Source organism: Idiomarina sp. OXR-189 (genome assembly GCF_034373425.1).
Lineage (GTDB): Bacteria > Pseudomonadota > Gammaproteobacteria > Enterobacterales > Alteromonadaceae > Idiomarina > Idiomarina zobellii.
The window spans coordinates 2,121,377-2,138,136 of record NZ_CP139706.1; the positions used below are offsets into that span (position 1 = coordinate 2,121,377).

Sequence of the window (16,760 nt, forward strand, 5' to 3'; positions counted from 1 at the left end):
ACTACTGCAGTGCCCTTTGGATTTCTCTAAGTTTTTGTTTAATACGCTCGATATTGTCCGGCCCCATGCGCAACAATTGCTTTTGGGCTGCCGGTAACGCTTCATAAGCATCATCCGCATAAGTATACATGACGCTGTCAGCGTTCACCTCGACCAAACCTTCCGGCACTGGTGTCGACAGCAGCACATCGATAGCTTCGATTAGGGTGTCATCAAAGTTTGAATCCGGGTAACCAATTTCCGCATACGCTTCCTGAACTAAAGGCTTAAAGAGCTCGTAGTTGTCAGCTAATGCGTAGGCGTCCAGACTAACGAACCAGTCGACTAGTGCGTCGTAACGACGGTAGGAACTCTCATCAATATAAAGCTCACCATCCACTTCTATAACGCTAAAACGACCATCCGGGCGCTGCACAATAGTGCGGTCTCGAACAATACTGCCATTACTAATATTGTCGGCTAATACGACAGCGTCGCGGATAAGCTGAGAGCTTTTCAGCGGACGAATGTTAATATCGCTTGAGTCCAGCTCCTGTAAAACCGTCGGCGTACTGTTGTTAAGCTCTGGTAGTGCTATTTGTTCAGGCTCGGGGTCTTCTTCGGTTTGTTCAACCGGTTCAGGCTCTGGCTCTACGGGTTCGGGTAAAGTTTCCGGCTCTTGTTCTGCAGGCTCTTCAGGTTCGTATGACTCTGCTTCTACCTCTGTTGAGGTTGACTGCTCCACAACAACCTTTTCTTGCTGCTGTGGCTTTTCCGAGGGCAACCACCACCAAATAACAGCAGCAATGACCGCAACCACAATGACAATAACAACGGCCCAGGTTGTTTTCCGGCTGGCATCTTCTGTTGCCGGAGAGTTTTCTACTTTGTCTTCACTCATTCAGGGCTCCTTATTTTTGCTCTGCCCGGCAAAACACCAACTCATTACCTTTTGACAGGTCTTCGTTGTAGCTGTATCCGGCCGCATCAAACTCTTTAAGATCAGACACAGATTGTGGCTTTTGGTTCACAATAAAGCGCGCCATCATGCCTCTTGCTTTCTTAGCATAGAAGCTAATGACTTTGTATTGACCATTTTTTTCGTCTTTAAACACCGGCGTTACAATGTCTGCGTTCAGCGCTTTTGGTTTTACCGCAGAAAAATACTCGTTCGATGCCAAGTTAACTAAGATTGAGCTGTCGATAGCGTCCAGGTCTTTATTGAGCTGTTCTGTTATCGACTCACCCCAAAATTCATAAAGGTTTTTGCCTTTCTCGGTTTGCAGCTTCGTGCCCATTTCCAGGCGGTATGGCTGCATTAAGTCAAGAGGTCTTAATACACCATATAGCCCTGACAATATGCGTAAATGCTGCTGCGCATTATTCACTGCCTCAGCATCTAACGAAGCTGCCTCTAAACCCGTGTAGACATCTCCGTTAAACGCATACATTGCAGGACGAGCATTTTCTTCCGTGAACGGCCGTTGCCACTCTTCAAATCGCGCAGCGTTAAGCCCGGCTAACTTATCACTAATTTTCATTAGCGAGCCTAAGTCTTGTGGACTTAATTTGCGACAGACTTTAACCAAGGCCTCTGCCTGGTCCAGCATTCTTGGCTGGGTGACGTCTAACTTCGGCAAGTCACTGTCATAGTCTAGATTTTTAGCAGGTGAAACAACGGCTAGCATGCTCTAATCTCCTGTAATGTTAACTCAGGACCCTCTTATTGAAGAGGATCCTGGTCTGCACCTTCTTTTTCAACTTCCGGAGGCATTAAGTCTTCTCGGCTTACACCAAAGGCTAAGGCGACGGTACTTGCAATGTAAATTGACGAGTAGGTACCGATAACCACACCGAATAACAACGCTGTTGCGAAACCGTGAATTAATGGACCGCCTAAGAAGAACAACGTCAGCAACACCAAAATAGTGGTAATGGACGTGACCAAAGTACGGCTTAATGTGTCAGTCAGTGCCCGGTTCACAGTTTGAATAGGCGTTAACTTAGCGTACTTACGGAACGTTTCACGTATACGGTCACACACTACAACGGTATCGTTAATGGAGTAACCTATAACCGCAAGAAGCGCTGCCAGTACCGTTAAGTCAAACTCAAGGCCTAACACTGAGAACAATCCAAGTGTAAGAGTCACATCGTGCGCCAACGCAGCGACTGCGCCGACCGCTAAACGCCATTCAAAGCGCATCGCAATGTAAAGCAAAATACAGATTAGCGCTGTCAGCATAGCTAAACCGCCCTGCTCAATGAACTCGTCACCAACATTGGGGCCAACGAATTCAATACGGCGCATTTCAACTGTCTTATCGAACTCTGCACGCAGTGCTTCGAGGATATTTGAACCAAGCTCTTCGGCTTTTACGTCAGCACGGGGTTCCAGGCGAATAAGAATATCTTCCTGCGTTCCGTAATTCTGAACAACAGCATCGCCGAAGCCTTCGCTTTCTAACGAGCTACGTACTCGGTTGAGGTCCGCAGGCTCTTCAAAGCCAACTTCCAACAAAGTACCACCGGTAAAATCGAGACCAAAGTTCAGTTTGTTTACCGACAATGACACGATAGACGCAATAACCAATAATGCACTGATGATTCCGGCAATACCCCGGAAGCGCATAAAGGGAAGTCGTTCTTCTGAATTAATCATATTCCTGTACCTCCCTTATATCGACAGCTTCGATAAGCGCTTGCCACCCCAAACGGAGTTAACAATGGCACGCGTACCGACAATGGCTGTAAACATGGATGTAATAATGCCGATTGCTAGAGTAATAGCGAAGCCTTTAATAGGCCCGTTACCAATAGCGAACAGAATAAGTGCGGCAATTAATGTCGTGACGTTGGCATCGGCTATGGTCGACAGAGCACTGTCATAACCATGATGAATAGCCTGTTGCGGACTGCGCTTCGCTTTTATTTCTTCACGTATACGCTCAAAAATAAGTACGTTCGCATCGACCGCCATACCAACGGTTAAGACAATACCTGCCATACCCGGCAAGGTCAGTGTCGCTCCTGGTATCATCGACATAACGCCAATAATTAAAATTAAGTTGGTTGCCAATGCCGCATTTGCGACCAGACCAAACTTCTTGTAATACACGACCATAAAGGCCAACACTAAAACGAAGCCCCAGAAAATAGCCTGTATACCTGAATCGATGTTTTGCTGACCCAGGCTTGGACCAACGGTTCGCTCTTCAACAATTTGAATAGGCGCAATAAGAGCACCGGCGCGAAGCAGCAGCGCCAGGTTTTGCGCTTCGTTAGCACCAACACCGGTAATACGGAAGCTACTTCCAAGACGAGACTGTACGGTCGCGACGTTGATAACCTCAGCACTTTTCGTGAATTGCAGGTTGCCTTCCGAATCGCGCTCTTCAGTTGCTTCATACTCAATAAAGACCGTTGCCATTGGCTTACCGACATTGTCCTTTGTTGCCAACGACATTTTGTTACCACCAGCACCGTCTAGCGTTATATTTACCTGAGGACGGTTATATTCGTCGTAGCCAACGCCAGCATTAACAATGTGGTCACCCGTTAAAATAACGTCTTCTTTAAGCAGTTGCTGTGGACCATCTCGCATTGGCAATAATTCACTACCAAAAGGCACGCGGCCATTTTGCGCATCACGGACATCGTTTTCAGTGTCGACCATGCGAAATTCCAGCGTTGCTGTCGCGCCGAGAATTTCTTTTGCCCGGGCAGTGTCCTGAACACCAGGTAACTCAACAACAATGCGATTGGAGCCCTGGCGTTGAATGACCGGCTCGGCGACGCCAAGCTCGTTCACACGGTTACGCATAATGGTAATATTTTGGTCAACTGCGTAGTCGCGCGTTTCGACAATCTTCTGTTCGCTCATTTCTAAGCGCAGAGTACGATTTTCTTCGTCTTCAACAAGTACATAACCTTGATAACGGTTATCAAGGTATTGGGCTGCCTGCTGATACGCTTCGTCGTTACGAAGCTCGACTTCAACGGCTGTGTCGTCAACTCGAACGGCGCTATAACGGATACGCTCTTCACGCAGCTCAGCTCTTACGGTGTCTTTCATGCCATCGACAATTTTGGACATTGCTTCGTCCATATCGATTTCCATTAAGAAGTGGACACCACCACGTAAATCGAGGCCGAGTTTCATTGGTTGGGCACCTAAGCTTTTCAGCCACTCGGGTGTTGCCGGTGCGAGGTTAAGTGCGACAATATAGTCGTCACCCAAGCTATCAAGAATGGTTTCTCTGGCCTTTAACTGCTCGTTGTCTGAGTTCAAACGAACCAACAGTTGTTCATTCTCTAATGACACGCTTTTGGGTTCAATGCCAACACTGTCCAGCGTGTTGCGCACGCGGTCCATAGTGCTTGCATCAATGGTTGCGTTTCTATCTGCGGAAATTTGCACCGCTGGGTCTTCGCCATAAATATTTGGCAGCGCATAAAGCGCTGCCACTAATACAACAAAGATAACCAGCAAGTTTTTCCACAACGGGTATTTGTTTAACACGTCGTGCCCCTGCTTATTTCTTTATCACATTACAGTGATTTCATGGTTCCCTTAGGAAGAACAGAAGTAACAGCACCTTTTTGAATGGTCACTTCTAACTCGTCAGTCAACGCGATAACAACAAAGTCTTTTTCGTCGCTCACTTTGGTGATTTTCCCAACTAACCCACCTTGAGTCAGAACTTCGTCACCTTTGCTCAAAGAGCCCATTAATTCTTTGTGTTTTTTCACGCGCTTTGCTTGTGGGCGGTAAATCATGAAGTAGAAAATCAAAGCGAACATGACCAGCATGAAGATAAGCTCCATACCGCCACCACTTTGTCCACCAGCGTCCTGGGCATAAGCTGAGCTAATAAAAAAGTCCATAAGTTTCCCTCAAATTAACGTTAAATTATTATTCGTTATGATTGCTTCTCCAGAGATATGGGGACAAAGCAACCAAAATACAATTCGTAATTTACAGACAGCGTATCTTAACAGAAAGTTTTTCAACTCTCAGTAGAATCAAATGTCATAACCTAAGCTTTTTAAACGCCGTCTCAAGCCTATCTGTGAGACACGTAGTTCCCACATCATTTTTTCGGTATCACCCCGGTGTTTTGCGTAGCTGTCTTTAATTTCCGATTCGCTGAGATCCTGCGCTGTCTGAAGACCGTCAAAGCGCTGGATTAACTGATAAACCGACGCCCTTGAGATATTCAGCTTTTTGGCAACAGTCTGGAGTTCAAATTGGCAGCTTTCCAGAGCGCCTGTAAGTTCTCCCCGACTCACACTGTTCGGCCGGCGTTGTTTAGGCACAGACTCTGCCGAACCCGTCTGAGGTGACTGAGGCTTCAATAAAGACAACAATTGCGGGTCTAAATACATTTGCTCTTGATCTCGGCTGTCGATAACAACCTGCCTCGCGACATTTCGAAGCTGACGAACATTACCCGGCCAGGTAAAAGTCATCAGCTGTTTCATCAACTCGCCCGGTATGACAAATTGATCCGCTTTTTCAGGATACAACTTGCGCCATTGCTCACGAACAAATGCGTTAAAGAGCAGGCCAATATCTTCTTTACGCTGCACTAATGGCGGCATAAATAGCTGATACGGCGCCAGCTTTTCAAACAACATCGACACCATCGACGACTCATCAACGGCACTACTCTCCTGATGGCTGGTTATTATAATGCGACATTCAATAGGTATGGCTTTAGTGCTACCTTTAGGCATGACACTTTGGCTCTGCAATGCGCGGCTCAGTAGTTGGTGTATGTTGTCTGACGCGTCTTCGATATCTTCCAACACAATAGTGCCGCCAGCCGCCTGCTCGAAATAACCCGGCTGATGCTTAGCATTTCTGACCACCCCAAATAACTCTGTTTCAGCGACCGCATCGTGAATGGCGGCTAAATTCACTGAAATGAAAGGCTTATCATCGCCAAATTGTTCTTTATGAATGGCATACGCGGCTTGTTGCTTACCAACACCAATAGCACCACGAATAATAACAGGTACGGACAACGTCGCCAGATGCTCAACTCGGTGACGTATTGCCTGAATATCTGCGCTAATACCCATTAGCGTATGGCTGTCGTCAACTGTCGTGTCTTTTAACGGAAGGCGTTTAAACAACAGCACAATACGATGGTTAAGTCCGAGTACGACACCGTTATCCAGTTCGTCCTCACTCACCAGATACTCGTCCTGAGGGCGGCGGCCGGCTAATGTCAGAACGGTTTTAGTGCTGTGCGCACGCAACTTGATGCCACCACTGTCAGTGGCCTCAAAGATAATAGGCGAGCGGCTCACATATTCATCGAGCAATGCGCGGCCGGCATTACCATTTTTCGCAAACTCAGGTTTTACACGACTTAAGTAGTCCGTTCCTGATAGGTGCAAGTCGAGCAATGCCGCTCGCTCACCAATACGCTCCCGGTTCGGGTGCGTGGCTATAATGAGCATAGGCACGCGCTGGTATGACTCTACCAGTTCATCAACCGCATGTTTTGTGGTGCACTGGGTAACACTCATTGACGCTAATCCTTAGCTTGACTGTGTGTAAGACGGCATAATTTGTGCTGGGAATCAGCAAAGGTTAATGACAAACTAAGCCTTAACATTTTGACCTTTTATACCGCACATGGAACAGATATTCTACTGGACAGATCAGGCTGGTGTCGCTGTTTTTGCGATAGCTGGCACATTATTAGCGTTTCGTAAGAAAATGGACGGCTTTGGTGTCATTGTTCTCGCTTCTGCGACTGCTATTGGCGGTGGAACGATTCGGGACTTAATACTTGGCTTGCCGGTGTTCTGGACGCACGATGAAGTTTATCTGTACACCATTTTAACCGCTGCATTACTCACCATTGTGTGGTTAAGATTTAAAGCCTACATACCCATGACAACGCTACAAATAGCGGATGCTTTCGGGTTAGCCTTTTTCGCAGCCATGGGCACCGAAAAGACACTAGCTGCAGGCTTCTCCCCATTTATTGCCGTTATTATGGGTACAATATCAGCGTGTTTCGGCGGCATGCTTCGCGACGTTTTAGCACGCGACATACCTATGGTGCTAAAAGGCGAACTTTACGCTACGACCTGTCTGGTTGGCGCTACGGTATATGTGTTACTGGTGCCATTCCAACCACTTATTGCGCTCGCCGCCGGTATGTCAGCAACATTAGTCATGCGCTTAGGCGCTATTAAATATCAATGGTCATTGACAGTGTTTCGTGACCATCAGGATCATTACTAGCAAAAAATAATAAGGAAAAACTATGCTAAGTATGATTGGTTTAATTGGAGGGTTAACCTTACTTATCGTGCTTACCCTGCGTGGGGTGAACTTATTCATTAGTGCCCCATTATGTGCGCTGGGCGTTGCAGTGACCAGTAACGTCAGCGTGCTTGCCGGAGATGCTGATTTTGTAACGACTTATATGGATGGCTTTTCTGGATTCATAGCATCTTGGTTTTTTATGTTCTTACTAGGCTCAATGTTCGGTAAGTTTATGGAGGACACTGGTGCTGCAGACAGCTTGGCCAAGTCTATTATCGATAAACTCGGTCGTAAGCAAGCGGTACTAGCGGTTGTTCTCGCCTGCGCAGTGCTAACTTACGGCGGAGTGAGTGTGTTTATTGTTGCTTTTTCAGTTTATCCAATGGCTTTAAGCCTTTTTAAAGACGCAAATCTTCCACGCCGATTTATCCCGGCTGCACTTACCTTCGGTTCTGTTACTTTCACAATGACCTCGGCTGGTTCCCCGGAGATACAGAACTGGATACCTATCAAGTATTTAGGGACTTCCCCGTATGCGGCCTGGGAAGTTAGCTTGGTGGTTGCGTGTTTAATGGCTGTTATGGGCTACTGGTGGCTCAAGAAAATGATAAACAAGGCTGTTGCTAATGGAGAGTGCTTTGAAAGTCGCCCCGATGACCCCGAAACAATTGTCCGTGACTTACCTTCCCCGTTGAAATCTCTTATTCCGCTTTTGGTGGTACTCAGTATCTCATTCTTCTTCCACGAAGAGTTTCAGCAAAACGCTTTAATACTGGCGTTGCTGGGTGGCGTTTTGTCATTGGTCATTATTAACATCAAGCATTTTCACCGACCACAGAATGCCATTAATGAGGCAACCGTAGGAGCTCTTCTCGCTATTGGTAATACCGCCGCTGTTGTTGGCTTTGGTAGCGTCGCTAAAATAACGCCAGCGTTTGAACAGGCTGTTACAGCAATGACAGCATTACCCGGCAATGAGCTGGTGGGGGCAGCAGTAGCGGTCAGTGTGATTGCGGGACTGACGGGTTCAGCTTCCGGAGGACAGGCCATAGCGCTTCCAGAAGTGGGGCCTCACTATTTAGAGGCCGGCGTTAACCCTGAACAGCTTCATCGAATTGTCTCAATTTCTTCCGGGGCCTTAGATTCACTGCCTCATAATGGCTATATCGTTACAACCATTCGCGCTATCTGTAAGGAAACTCACGGCGCCGCATATTGGCCAATAGCTGCAGTCACCGTGGTTGTTCCTTTGATTGGGTTAGCTATCGCTATTGGCCTGTTTATGATTTAAAACTTATAAAGCTTAAGAGTCGCCAAACAGGCGGCCCTTAAGCTTATCTTTCAGACTGTCTTCAATTTTAGACTTCAGCAACTCTTCCAGTTTCTGATCTTTCTCACCTGATTCGCTGTTCCATTGCGACAGGCTTTGCAACAGCTCTTCCTGACCACCTAACTGATCAGATACTTTCGCGGTCAAGTCTGCTTTAATGTCTGCCAGTTTGCCGTCAGCCTCTGACATGGCGGTATCGGCCAGTAAACTGCCCAGTTGATCATCTAGGTCCGAGTCAAAACTCAGCGAAGGACTCTGAATATCGCCCGTAATGTTGGTCGCAATGTCCAAACGCTGTAACTGGCTAAGCGCACTGGCAATAGCATTGGTCAGTTTGCTGGAGCCGTTGGCATCCATGTCCAAGTTCAGCATTCTGACCATGGCGTTACCATCAAGCTTGTTTTCTCTGACTAAAATAGTGCCATCACTGTCTAGCAATGAGGAGACAATTTGGGCGCTCAACTCCGCACTTTCACTCAACCCAAGATTCTGTAACTGCGCACCTTTTAACTGCCATTGTTGCTTAGCATCAATACCCAAGTCTGAGAGCGAGAGTTCGCCGTTTAAGTTAAACGCCTTCCAGAGTTCACTGTTATCAGCACGCGCCTGGTAGGTCGTTGGCTGCCCCAGTAAATTGTGCTGATGAGTAATATTCTGCCAGTCAACATCAATGACGGTGCCCGCCACCATAAACTCAGTACGCGCCTTTTTAATCAGAAATTCCGGTGGTGCGTCTTCCTCAGCAAAAGAAATGCTCTGGCCTTCGCCACGGACTGGCTTAACGGTTTCTGAATTGTCTGAACGCGCCAGCATGGGTCCCAGTTGCTCGTAGGCCAGCAACAAGTATTGACTCCATTGCTTCGCCTGTTCACCCAATAGCAGTCCGGTCACGTTCTGTAAGCCCTGCCCGTCCATACTAAAAAACGACTTAATTCTATCAATGTCATTGCCCGGCGCGTTTTTCAGCTCTGTGACTTGTGTTTGCAGTACTTCTTTCGCTTCTGACACTCTGTCCCGGAAGTTTGCTATAGCCTCCTTGTCTTTACGAATAGACTCTTTAAGTTCGTCTAAGGCCTCTTTGCGCGCTGCAATAGCTCCTAAGTCTTTAACATCGCCTTCGGTTATTTCTTTTATCTTTTGCTCGTACTCTTTAATTTTATCTTCACTCGGCAAAGCGTCTTTCGCCGCGATAACTTGCTGCTTCTGCTTCTCATACGCCGCTTTTGACTCTTCAATAACTTTGTCAGTACGAAGGTTTACCTGAGCCATAATCTCATCGGTCGACGGCAGTGACATTTTTAAGTCTTCCCAGGACTGGCCGGCCCACTGCTTCATGTCATCTTCTGACGGCAGAACGTACACCTCGCCTTCACTATCACGCTCTTGATTGACTCTTATGCCAGTCATGGTCAGCTGTTCAATAAGAGTGCGCCCCAAAATGAGTTCTGTCGGACTGATATCGGCAGACGCTTCCCCCACTTGCACCCGGTTATGCGTTGGTTGCTGAGGATTTGTCACTTGCACACCTTTTATGCGTAACGCCAGTGGCGACCAGCTGTGCTCAACCTGCTCAATATTAACTTCAGCGCCATTTAAGCGCCCGAGTGTGTGCTCCAAAGTGACTTTTATAATAGAGTCCAGAAATAACCAGGAAATAGCCACCAACAGCAGCACAAATCCAGCAAATACGGCCAGCCCAGGCCAACGAATAATACCTCGTTTCATGGTTACCCCCTTAGACTCGTATAAATTTGCCAGAACCGACTGCCTTTAATGACTTGCACAACTCTCAGTTTCATAAAGGCTTTTTGAATACGCTTACGATAATTTGCCACGACAAAATAGCTAATAGCGGCAACAAAAGGCGCCGCCAACAAGCTGAAAATGACACTACCCATGGTTATGGTGTGGTTAAACATAGACAACCGCCCTACCGCACTGGCATAAGCGGCTTCGTAGATACCCTGCCAGCTTGAAGCATTTAGAATACTCAGGCCAATGTCGTGGAACACCGGATCCAACAGGTAGGCAATACCCGAGAACACACCAAAAGAAACCAGGAATAAGCTTAAATTGACCCGAAAAATAAGGGCCGCGAGAATAATAATGAGGTTATGGATCCGCCACAGCGGCGTCAAACCAATGAACATTCCTAAAACGACTGCTAACGCCAGCGCCCATGGGCTCGTTTCCGAGTTCAACGCCTTTAGCAGCTTAGCCAAAATTGTCAGCATTTATCTGACTCCTTTCAAAGCAAAAAAAACAATAAAATCTGCTTGTTATCCGTTATCTTTCTAATATAGTGTCAGTTGCTTTTAATAAGCAAATAAACTCGTGGGTTTTACACTTTTTATATCAGGACATCATGCAAACTCAGGCTCACGTCATTATTGACGACATGGTCGATTGGCAGCCATATTACCCTAGCCAAAGCTTACTTAGCGCAAGTGAGTACTTGCAAACCACTCACTCAAATTCGCGTCAAAGTATTTTAAATCTCTGTAACGACCTGTCTTACTTGTCGACCGGCTACTATGTCAGCCTATTAGCGGAAGCCCGCGGCCAAAAAGTCATTCCGTCAGTTGCCACTATTAACGATGTGAACAACTTTTCACACTATCAGTTACTCATTAATGCGACCGACCGATCACTTCTGCGTTACCTGCAACAGTCCGACAAGAAATCGTTGTCCTTACTTATTTGTTTAGGTATGTGCGAAGAAAAAGCGCTGACAAACTTTGCCCGGCAGATTTTCGAGCGCTATCCATGCCCAATATTACGAGTACAGCTTGAGTTTAATGGTCGCTGGCATATTTCAGCTTTGCAGGCAGGTGCCCTAAACCAGTTAGACGACAACAAGCAAAGCTTTTTCGGTAATGCTTTGGATCAGTTCAGTAAACGAGTTTGGCGTAAAGCTCGCTCTCGTAAGGAGCTGCGCTTTGATCTGGCCATATTACACAACCCGGACGAGGCTATTCCTACCTCTGACAAACGCGCTCTAAGCCAATTTATTAAGGCGGCAAAAGAAGCGGATATCGACGCCGAGTTAATAACCGCAGACGACTTCAACCGTTTGCTGGAGTTTGACGCGTTATTTATAAGAGAAACCACACGAATTAACCATTACACCTACCACTTTGCTAAAAAGGCAGAAGCCAACGGTATGGTGGTGATAGACCACCCTGACGCTATTGTTCAGTGCGCTAATAAGGTGTTTTTAAAAGAGCTGTTAGACAAACACAAAGTAGCCACACCAAAAACTAAATTATTACTGAGTCAATCCGACATTGACTATAAAGCTATTGGCGACTCTTTAGGCTACCCGGTGGTTTTAAAAATTCCTGACGGTTCATTTTCTATCGGTGTCGAGAAAGCAGAAAACCTCGAGCAATTACAAACAACTGCGGAGTCGCTGTTTAAGCAGTCGACTATTTTGCTGGCACAAGAGTTTATTAAAACGGACTACGACTGGCGTATCGGCGTACTGAATAACCGGCCTATTTATGCCTGCCAGTATTTTATGGCGCGTAACCATTGGCAAATTTATAACCACAAAGAGTCATCTTCTCGCGCTAAAAGCGGCTCGTTTACAACGTTGGGGGTGCATCAGGCACCTAAAGATGTGGTTCGCCTGGCATTACAGGCAACCCGGCTTATTGGCGACGGTCTATACGGTGTCGATATTAAACAAACCGAGCGCGGCCCCGTGGTAATAGAGATTAACGATAACCCGTCCATTGAATACGGCGTGGAAGATCTGCACCTGGGGTATGAGCTTTATCGTCTCATTATGGCGGACTTTAACCGCAGGCTAGACGAGCGCAAGTAAGATCAGGTAACCCACAGTGAATGTCAATGTCGAACGGGCTCAACTTTCAGACCTGGATAACTTAGTCCGGCTCGAACGCGCGACCTTTAATTACAGTTGCATTAGCCGCCGCAGCTTTATGCATTTAATACGCTCGACAAGCGCACGCTGCTGGGTGGCTAAAGATGGTACGAAGCTGCTGGGCTATGCGCTTGTGCTGACGCGCAGCAATAGCTTGGTGTGGCGGCTCTACTCCATTGCCGTAGCGCCAGAAGCGCGCGGCAAAGGTATTGGCCAGAAGCTTATGGATGAGCTTATTTCATGCGCTCGAAAAAGCCAGGCGAAAGCTCTTTCTCTAGAGGTTAAATCAGACAATAAAGCCGCAATAGCCTGGTACCAGGACTGCGGCTTTGAAACTATTGATGTTCTCGCTAACTATTACGATGACGGCTCTGATGGCTTAAAAATGCGCTTTACTTTTGATCCGGAAAGTCCGTAAACGCGCCTTCAACACCGGTAGTTTTCAGCCACTTTCGCAATTGTGAGTGAGACTCTACACCTTCAGGTAAGTCATCCGCGCGCAAGGTATACACGTGAACATCCAGACCTTTTTTGTCGGCCGTGTCTAACACTGTTGACCATTGGGGCTGCCCCTCTTTTACGCCTTCCAGTGCGTGACTCAACCAAAGACCAATGCCCTCGGCATAAGACTTCACCGCTTCCAGTCCGGCACTGGTACGCATGGAGCTGTAATCCACATCGCTCATGCCCCAGTCGTTATCACCAATAAGCTGTATAAGCGGTTGCTCCCAGTTAAACTCACGTTTCAATCGGCGTAGCACTTCCGGGTCGAACGACTGCAAATAAATTGGGGTCGCCATAGTGTCGTGATAACCATTTTGAGCGAGTACCGACATAACCGCAGCCGTTGCATCATATCCTTGTTGCTGGTACCAACGCGGCGACTTTATCTCAACGTATATACCTGTGTTTTCTTCGCGACTCCGGTTCAGTTCATGAATTAATTTGAGTTGCTCGTCCAGGGTTTGAATGGGAAAGCGAACCTCAGTATTTGCGAAGCGCTTAGGATATACCAGCTCATAGTCCTTATGCCGTGGCGTTATTGACAGCTGTTTTAACTCAGCAAGGGAAAAATCCACCACATAATAATGGCCATCGGGACGGTGCTTTTCCGGAAATACCTGGGAAACATCGGTAATGTAATCCAGCACTTCGTCATGCAGCACAACAGGCACACTGTCACGGGTTAACTGTATGTCTTGCTCAATATAGTCTGCGCCCATTGCATGCGCCATAACGGTGCTGGCTTGCGAGTGCTCGGGTACATAACCCGATGCTCCCCGGTGTGCAATGTCTATAAACTGCGGTATTTTCAGGTCGGACAGTGACCCTTGCTGCGGCAGAACTTCCGCGGTTGCTGAAGAAACAATAACGCCCAGAAAACTTACCGCATAGACAAGTATTTTAGTCATTATTCCAGCTCACATTTAACACCTTATCGCCCAATGAACGATAGCGCTCAAACAATGCGTCTATCGGCTCCGGCTCAGTGCTCAACTCCCGGCCTCGAAGGTATTCCGGGTTATACAATTTACTGGCTGAACGTTCACCTAAGTCACAGGCGAAAGTCACAATACGTTGTCCAGCCCCTTTTTTCAGCGCTGCCGCTAAAGCAGCAGCAACATTCAGGGCAGAGCTGCTGCCGAGTACAATGCCGTCATGGTCGCGTACGTAACGGGAAATAGTCACTAAATCCTGATCCGGCAAGTTAACCGCATGGTCTATTTTTGCCTGCTTAAAGTTTTCCACTAAGCGCATAATACCGATGCCCTCAGTCATCGAACCGCCGTGTGACACATATTCTCCGGTTTTCAGAAACTCATAAATGCCAGAGCCGTCAGGGTCTGCCAGCCACACATCAATGGTCGAGTCCTGCTCTTTGAAAAACTTAGAATTACCGCCAATAGTACCGCCTGTGCCTGCCACCGACACAAAAACGTCGATATTGCCGTTCATTTGTTCCCAAATTTCGGGCGCAGTGTGCAGGTAATGCGCCCGTGCGTTACTGGTATTTTCAAACTGATTCGCCCACCAGCAGTCATCGCGCTCTTCGGCTAAACGACGTGCCGTATGGTAAAAGTGGTTTTCATTTTTAAAAGGTACCGGATCCACCGCCATCAGCTCACCGCCGTGCAAGCGTATCATTCGTTCTTTTTCCGGTGTTTGGTCATTAGGCATCACCGCCAGCATATTTAGCCCGTAAGCCTTAGCAACCACAGCCAAGCCAATGCCGGTATTCCCCGCAGTGCCTTCAACGACGGTCATGCCCGGCTTCAGTTCGCCACGTTCCATGGCATCTTCAATAAGTTGCTTAGCGGCACGATCTTTAATCGAGCCGCCCGGGTTTTGAAACTCACATTTCAGGAATATGTCGCACCCCGTCAAATCCGATAATGACGGAATACGTAAGAGATCGGTCTGCCCAATTAAGTCACTCTGACGTTCACCTACCAGCATGGCTAAACCCTTTAATCATTCAATAGTGTTGGTAAATAGTATCTCCCGCAAGCCAATTTGGTTCAATAGGTCTTTTTGGTGCAATGCACCCGCTTAGTGCAAGTTTCCGCTTTAATAAGCTCTTAAAAATAAATTTAACCTTAAAAATCAACACTTTGTTTTTTGGCATGGTTCGTGAAAGGCAAAGGTTAACACTGCATTAACAAGGTAAAGCCCATGAAAATGATTATCGCATTAATTAAGCCGTTTAAATTGGACGACGTGAAAGAGTCTTTATTCGAGATAGGCTGCCAAGGACTAACCGTATCGGAAGTCAGAGGTGTTGGTCGTCAAAAAGGACACACCGAACTTTACCGAGGCGCCGAATACACCGTTGATTTTCTCCCTAAAATTCGTATCGAAATTGCGGTTAGTGACGCGCAGCTAGAGCGAGCGTTAGAAGTCATTCAGTCAGCGGCGCAGACCGGCGGCATTGGCGATGGGAAAATTTTTGTCACCCCTTTAGAGCATTGCATACGCATTCGCACTGGAGAAACGAACGAACAAGCTTTATAGAGGAAGCACTCATGGAATCTCAACAGCACTTAGCGCAACTGCCTTATGTTTTAGACACTTTCTTTTTATTAATCTCCGGCGCCTTTGTTATGTGGATGGCCGCGGGTTTCTCTATGCTTGAAGCCGGTTTGGTCAGAGCTAAAAACACGACAGAGATACTGACTAAGAATATCACCCTATATGCGTTAGCCTGCCTCAGCTATTTGTTTATTGGTTATGCCATCATGTACCCAAATGCGGCGCCAACAGCCCACGCAGCTGACGCCGGCTTCTTTTTCCAAATGGTGTTTGTCGCCACCGCAATGTCTATTGTTTCGGGCGTTGTTGCAGAGCGCATGAAACTCAATAGCTTTTTACTTTTTTGTGTTGCATTAAGCGCCTTTATTTACCCAATCCAGGGCGCATGGAGCTGGGGTGGCGGTTTCCTGTCAGAACTTGGCTTCGTTGATTTTGCCGGTTCAAGTATTGTTCACCTAACCGGAGCATCCGCCGCTTTTGCCGCTGTTCTATTACTAGGTCCACGCTTGGGCAAATATTCTAAATCAGATGCCGTAATGGCCATTCCAGGCGCTAATATGCCACTGGCCACTTTGGGAACTCTGGTTTTATGGTTCGGATGGTTCGGCTTTAATGGCGGCTCTCAGCTTGCATTAAGCTCTACCGCAGATGCCAATGCTATTGCTTCCGCCTTTGTGAATACCAACATATCAGCAGCGGGAGGAACGGTCGCGGCCTATTTGTTTACCAAAGTCTTTTTTAAAAAGGCTGACCTCACGATGATTCTAAATGGCGCCCTCGCAGGCTTAGTTGCTATAACAGCACAACCCGTTACTCCACCAAGTTGGCTGGCGGCCATTGTTGGCTTTACGGCAGGAATACTGGTTGTGCTATCCATTATTTTTCTGGACAAACTGCATATCGATGACCCTGTTGGGGCTATTTCAGTTCACGGGGTGGTGGGAATATTCGGTACCCTGGTCGTTCCAATCAGTGACTCGGGGGCAACTCTGCTTAACCAGTTGATAGGAGCATCCGTCATTCTGGCCTGGGGCTTTTTAACGAGCTTTGTCCTTTGGGGGTTACTGAAATTCACAATCGGAATAAGGGTCACCAAAGAACAAGAGTATGCGGGCTTAGATAAAGTGGACTGCGGCGTGGAGGCTTACCCTGAATTTATTCGCTCTCCGGAAGGACAGTGACTACTCATTGTCAGGGTTATAGCTTCCTGTTAAGTTAATGCGACATTTCTGGAAAGAATG

At 47.2% G+C, this 16,760-nt stretch carries 16 protein-coding genes; 6 read left to right on the forward strand and 10 right to left on the reverse strand.

Translation table 11 applies throughout. The annotated features are described in order from the left end of the window. Window position 1: 1 nt before the first annotated feature. The 6 genes from UM402_RS10480 to UM402_RS10505 form a co-directional block, all read right to left on the reverse strand. Entirely contained in the window at window positions 2-880 is an 879-nt protein-coding gene (locus tag UM402_RS10480; RefSeq protein WP_053953705.1) for a DUF3014 domain-containing protein, read from the reverse strand. A gap of 10 nt (window positions 881-890) precedes the next feature. Further along, a complete protein-coding gene (yaaA, locus tag UM402_RS10485) occupies window positions 891-1,667 on the reverse strand; it encodes a peroxide stress protein YaaA (RefSeq protein WP_053953704.1) in 777 nt (258 codons plus the stop codon). Window positions 1,668-1,702: 35 nt separating this feature from the next. Beyond that, window positions 1,703-2,641, reverse strand: coding sequence for a protein translocase subunit SecF (secF, locus tag UM402_RS10490; RefSeq protein ID WP_053953703.1), 939 nt, complete (start codon window positions 2,639-2,641; stop codon window positions 1,703-1,705). A 15-nt stretch (window positions 2,642-2,656) separates the two neighbouring features. Then, entirely contained in the window at window positions 2,657-4,501 is a 1,845-nt protein-coding gene (gene secD / locus UM402_RS10495) for a protein translocase subunit SecD (protein ID WP_053953702.1), read from the reverse strand. Window positions 4,502-4,530: 29 nt separating this feature from the next. Further along, window positions 4,531-4,866 carry a preprotein translocase subunit YajC gene (gene yajC, locus UM402_RS10500; RefSeq protein WP_053953701.1) on the reverse strand — a complete coding sequence of 112 codons (336 nt, stop codon included), beginning with the start codon at window positions 4,864-4,866 and terminating at the stop codon, window positions 4,531-4,533. A gap of 138 nt (window positions 4,867-5,004) precedes the next feature. Further along, window positions 5,005-6,519: a sigma-54-dependent transcriptional regulator gene (locus UM402_RS10505; protein ID WP_058576193.1), complete on the reverse strand. Its 1,515-nt coding sequence runs from the start codon at window positions 6,517-6,519 to the stop codon at window positions 5,005-5,007. Between the two features lie 109 nt (window positions 6,520-6,628). Between UM402_RS10505 and UM402_RS10510 the strand changes: the two genes are divergently transcribed. After that, on the forward strand, window positions 6,629-7,246 hold the full coding sequence (locus tag UM402_RS10510) for a trimeric intracellular cation channel family protein (RefSeq protein ID WP_058576192.1): 618 nt from the start codon (window positions 6,629-6,631) through the stop codon (window positions 7,244-7,246). 22 nt (window positions 7,247-7,268) lie between these two features. Further along, window positions 7,269-8,561: a GntP family permease gene (locus tag UM402_RS10515; protein WP_058576191.1), complete on the forward strand. Its 1,293-nt coding sequence runs from the start codon at window positions 7,269-7,271 to the stop codon at window positions 8,559-8,561. 12 nt (window positions 8,562-8,573) lie between these two features. Here UM402_RS10515 and UM402_RS10520 read toward each other — a convergent pair whose 3' ends face one another. Both UM402_RS10520 and UM402_RS10525 read right to left on the reverse strand, forming a co-directional pair. Then, window positions 8,574-10,325, reverse strand: a complete 1,752-nt coding sequence (locus UM402_RS10520) for a TIGR03545 family protein (RefSeq protein WP_058576190.1) — start codon at window positions 10,323-10,325, stop codon at window positions 8,574-8,576. Window positions 10,326-10,327: 2 nt separating this feature from the next. Beyond that, window positions 10,328-10,834 (reverse strand): DUF2062 domain-containing protein, encoded by a 507-nt coding sequence (locus tag UM402_RS10525; RefSeq protein WP_058576189.1) that lies wholly within the window; start codon window positions 10,832-10,834, stop codon window positions 10,328-10,330. A 131-nt stretch (window positions 10,835-10,965) separates the two neighbouring features. Here UM402_RS10525 and UM402_RS10530 point away from each other — a divergent pair, with 131 nt between their 5' ends. Then, on the forward strand, window positions 10,966-12,429 hold the full coding sequence (locus tag UM402_RS10530; RefSeq protein ID WP_058576188.1) for a RimK family protein: 1,464 nt from the start codon (window positions 10,966-10,968) through the stop codon (window positions 12,427-12,429). Between the two features lie 16 nt (window positions 12,430-12,445). Continuing rightward, the gene (rimI, locus tag UM402_RS10535; protein ID WP_058576187.1) at window positions 12,446-12,907 is read left to right on the forward strand and encodes a ribosomal protein S18-alanine N-acetyltransferase; all 462 of its coding nucleotides are present in this window, start codon (window positions 12,446-12,448) and stop codon (window positions 12,905-12,907) included. On the opposite strand, the gene glpQ is transcribed toward rimI, so the two are convergent. Both glpQ and UM402_RS10545 read right to left on the reverse strand, forming a co-directional pair. Further along, complete coding sequence (gene glpQ, locus UM402_RS10540) at window positions 12,882-13,901, reverse strand: glycerophosphodiester phosphodiesterase (RefSeq protein WP_058576186.1); 1,020 nt, start codon at window positions 13,899-13,901, stop codon at window positions 12,882-12,884. The two genes, rimI and glpQ, sit on opposite strands and share 26 nt — an antisense overlap. Further along, window positions 13,894-14,946 carry a cysteine synthase A gene (locus tag UM402_RS10545; protein WP_058576185.1) on the reverse strand — a complete coding sequence of 351 codons (1,053 nt, stop codon included), beginning with the start codon at window positions 14,944-14,946 and terminating at the stop codon, window positions 13,894-13,896. Before UM402_RS10545 ends, glpQ begins: the two co-directional genes overlap by 8 nt. Window positions 14,947-15,162: 216 nt before the next feature. Between UM402_RS10545 and UM402_RS10550 the strand changes: the two genes are divergently transcribed. Further along, window positions 15,163-15,501, forward strand: a complete 339-nt coding sequence (locus tag UM402_RS10550; protein ID WP_058576184.1) for a P-II family nitrogen regulator — start codon at window positions 15,163-15,165, stop codon at window positions 15,499-15,501. Between the two features lie 11 nt (window positions 15,502-15,512). Further along, complete coding sequence (locus UM402_RS10555; protein WP_058576183.1) at window positions 15,513-16,700, forward strand: ammonium transporter; 1,188 nt, start codon at window positions 15,513-15,515, stop codon at window positions 16,698-16,700. Window positions 16,701-16,760: the final 60 nt, after the last annotated feature.

Coding starts and splice junctions, on each gene's coding strand:
- UM402_RS10480 (WP_053953705.1), bottom strand. CDS start 880: ATGAGTGAAGACAAAGTAGAAAACTCTCCGGCAACAGAAGATGCCAGC.
- yaaA (WP_053953704.1), bottom strand. CDS start 1,667: ATGCTAGCCGTTGTTTCACCTGCTAAAAATCTAGACTATGACAGTGAC.
- secF (WP_053953703.1), bottom strand. CDS start 2,641: ATGATTAATTCAGAAGAACGACTTCCCTTTATGCGCTTCCGGGGTATT.
- yajC (WP_053953701.1), bottom strand. CDS start 4,866: ATGGACTTTTTTATTAGCTCAGCTTATGCCCAGGACGCTGGTGGACAA.
- UM402_RS10505 (WP_058576193.1), bottom strand. CDS start 6,519: ATGAGTGTTACCCAGTGCACCACAAAACATGCGGTTGATGAACTGGTA.
- UM402_RS10510 (WP_058576192.1), top strand. CDS start 6,629: ATGGAACAGATATTCTACTGGACAGATCAGGCTGGTGTCGCTGTTTTT.
- UM402_RS10515 (WP_058576191.1), top strand. CDS start 7,269: ATGCTAAGTATGATTGGTTTAATTGGAGGGTTAACCTTACTTATCGTG.
- UM402_RS10520 (WP_058576190.1), bottom strand. CDS start 10,325: ATGAAACGAGGTATTATTCGTTGGCCTGGGCTGGCCGTATTTGCTGGA.
- UM402_RS10525 (WP_058576189.1), bottom strand. CDS start 10,834: ATGCTGACAATTTTGGCTAAGCTGCTAAAGGCGTTGAACTCGGAAACG.
- UM402_RS10530 (WP_058576188.1), top strand. CDS start 10,966: ATGCAAACTCAGGCTCACGTCATTATTGACGACATGGTCGATTGGCAG.
- glpQ (WP_058576186.1), bottom strand. CDS start 13,901: ATGACTAAAATACTTGTCTATGCGGTAAGTTTTCTGGGCGTTATTGTT.
- UM402_RS10545 (WP_058576185.1), bottom strand. CDS start 14,946: ATGCTGGTAGGTGAACGTCAGAGTGACTTAATTGGGCAGACCGATCTC.
- UM402_RS10550 (WP_058576184.1), top strand. CDS start 15,163: ATGAAAATGATTATCGCATTAATTAAGCCGTTTAAATTGGACGACGTG.
- UM402_RS10555 (WP_058576183.1), top strand. CDS start 15,513: ATGGAATCTCAACAGCACTTAGCGCAACTGCCTTATGTTTTAGACACT.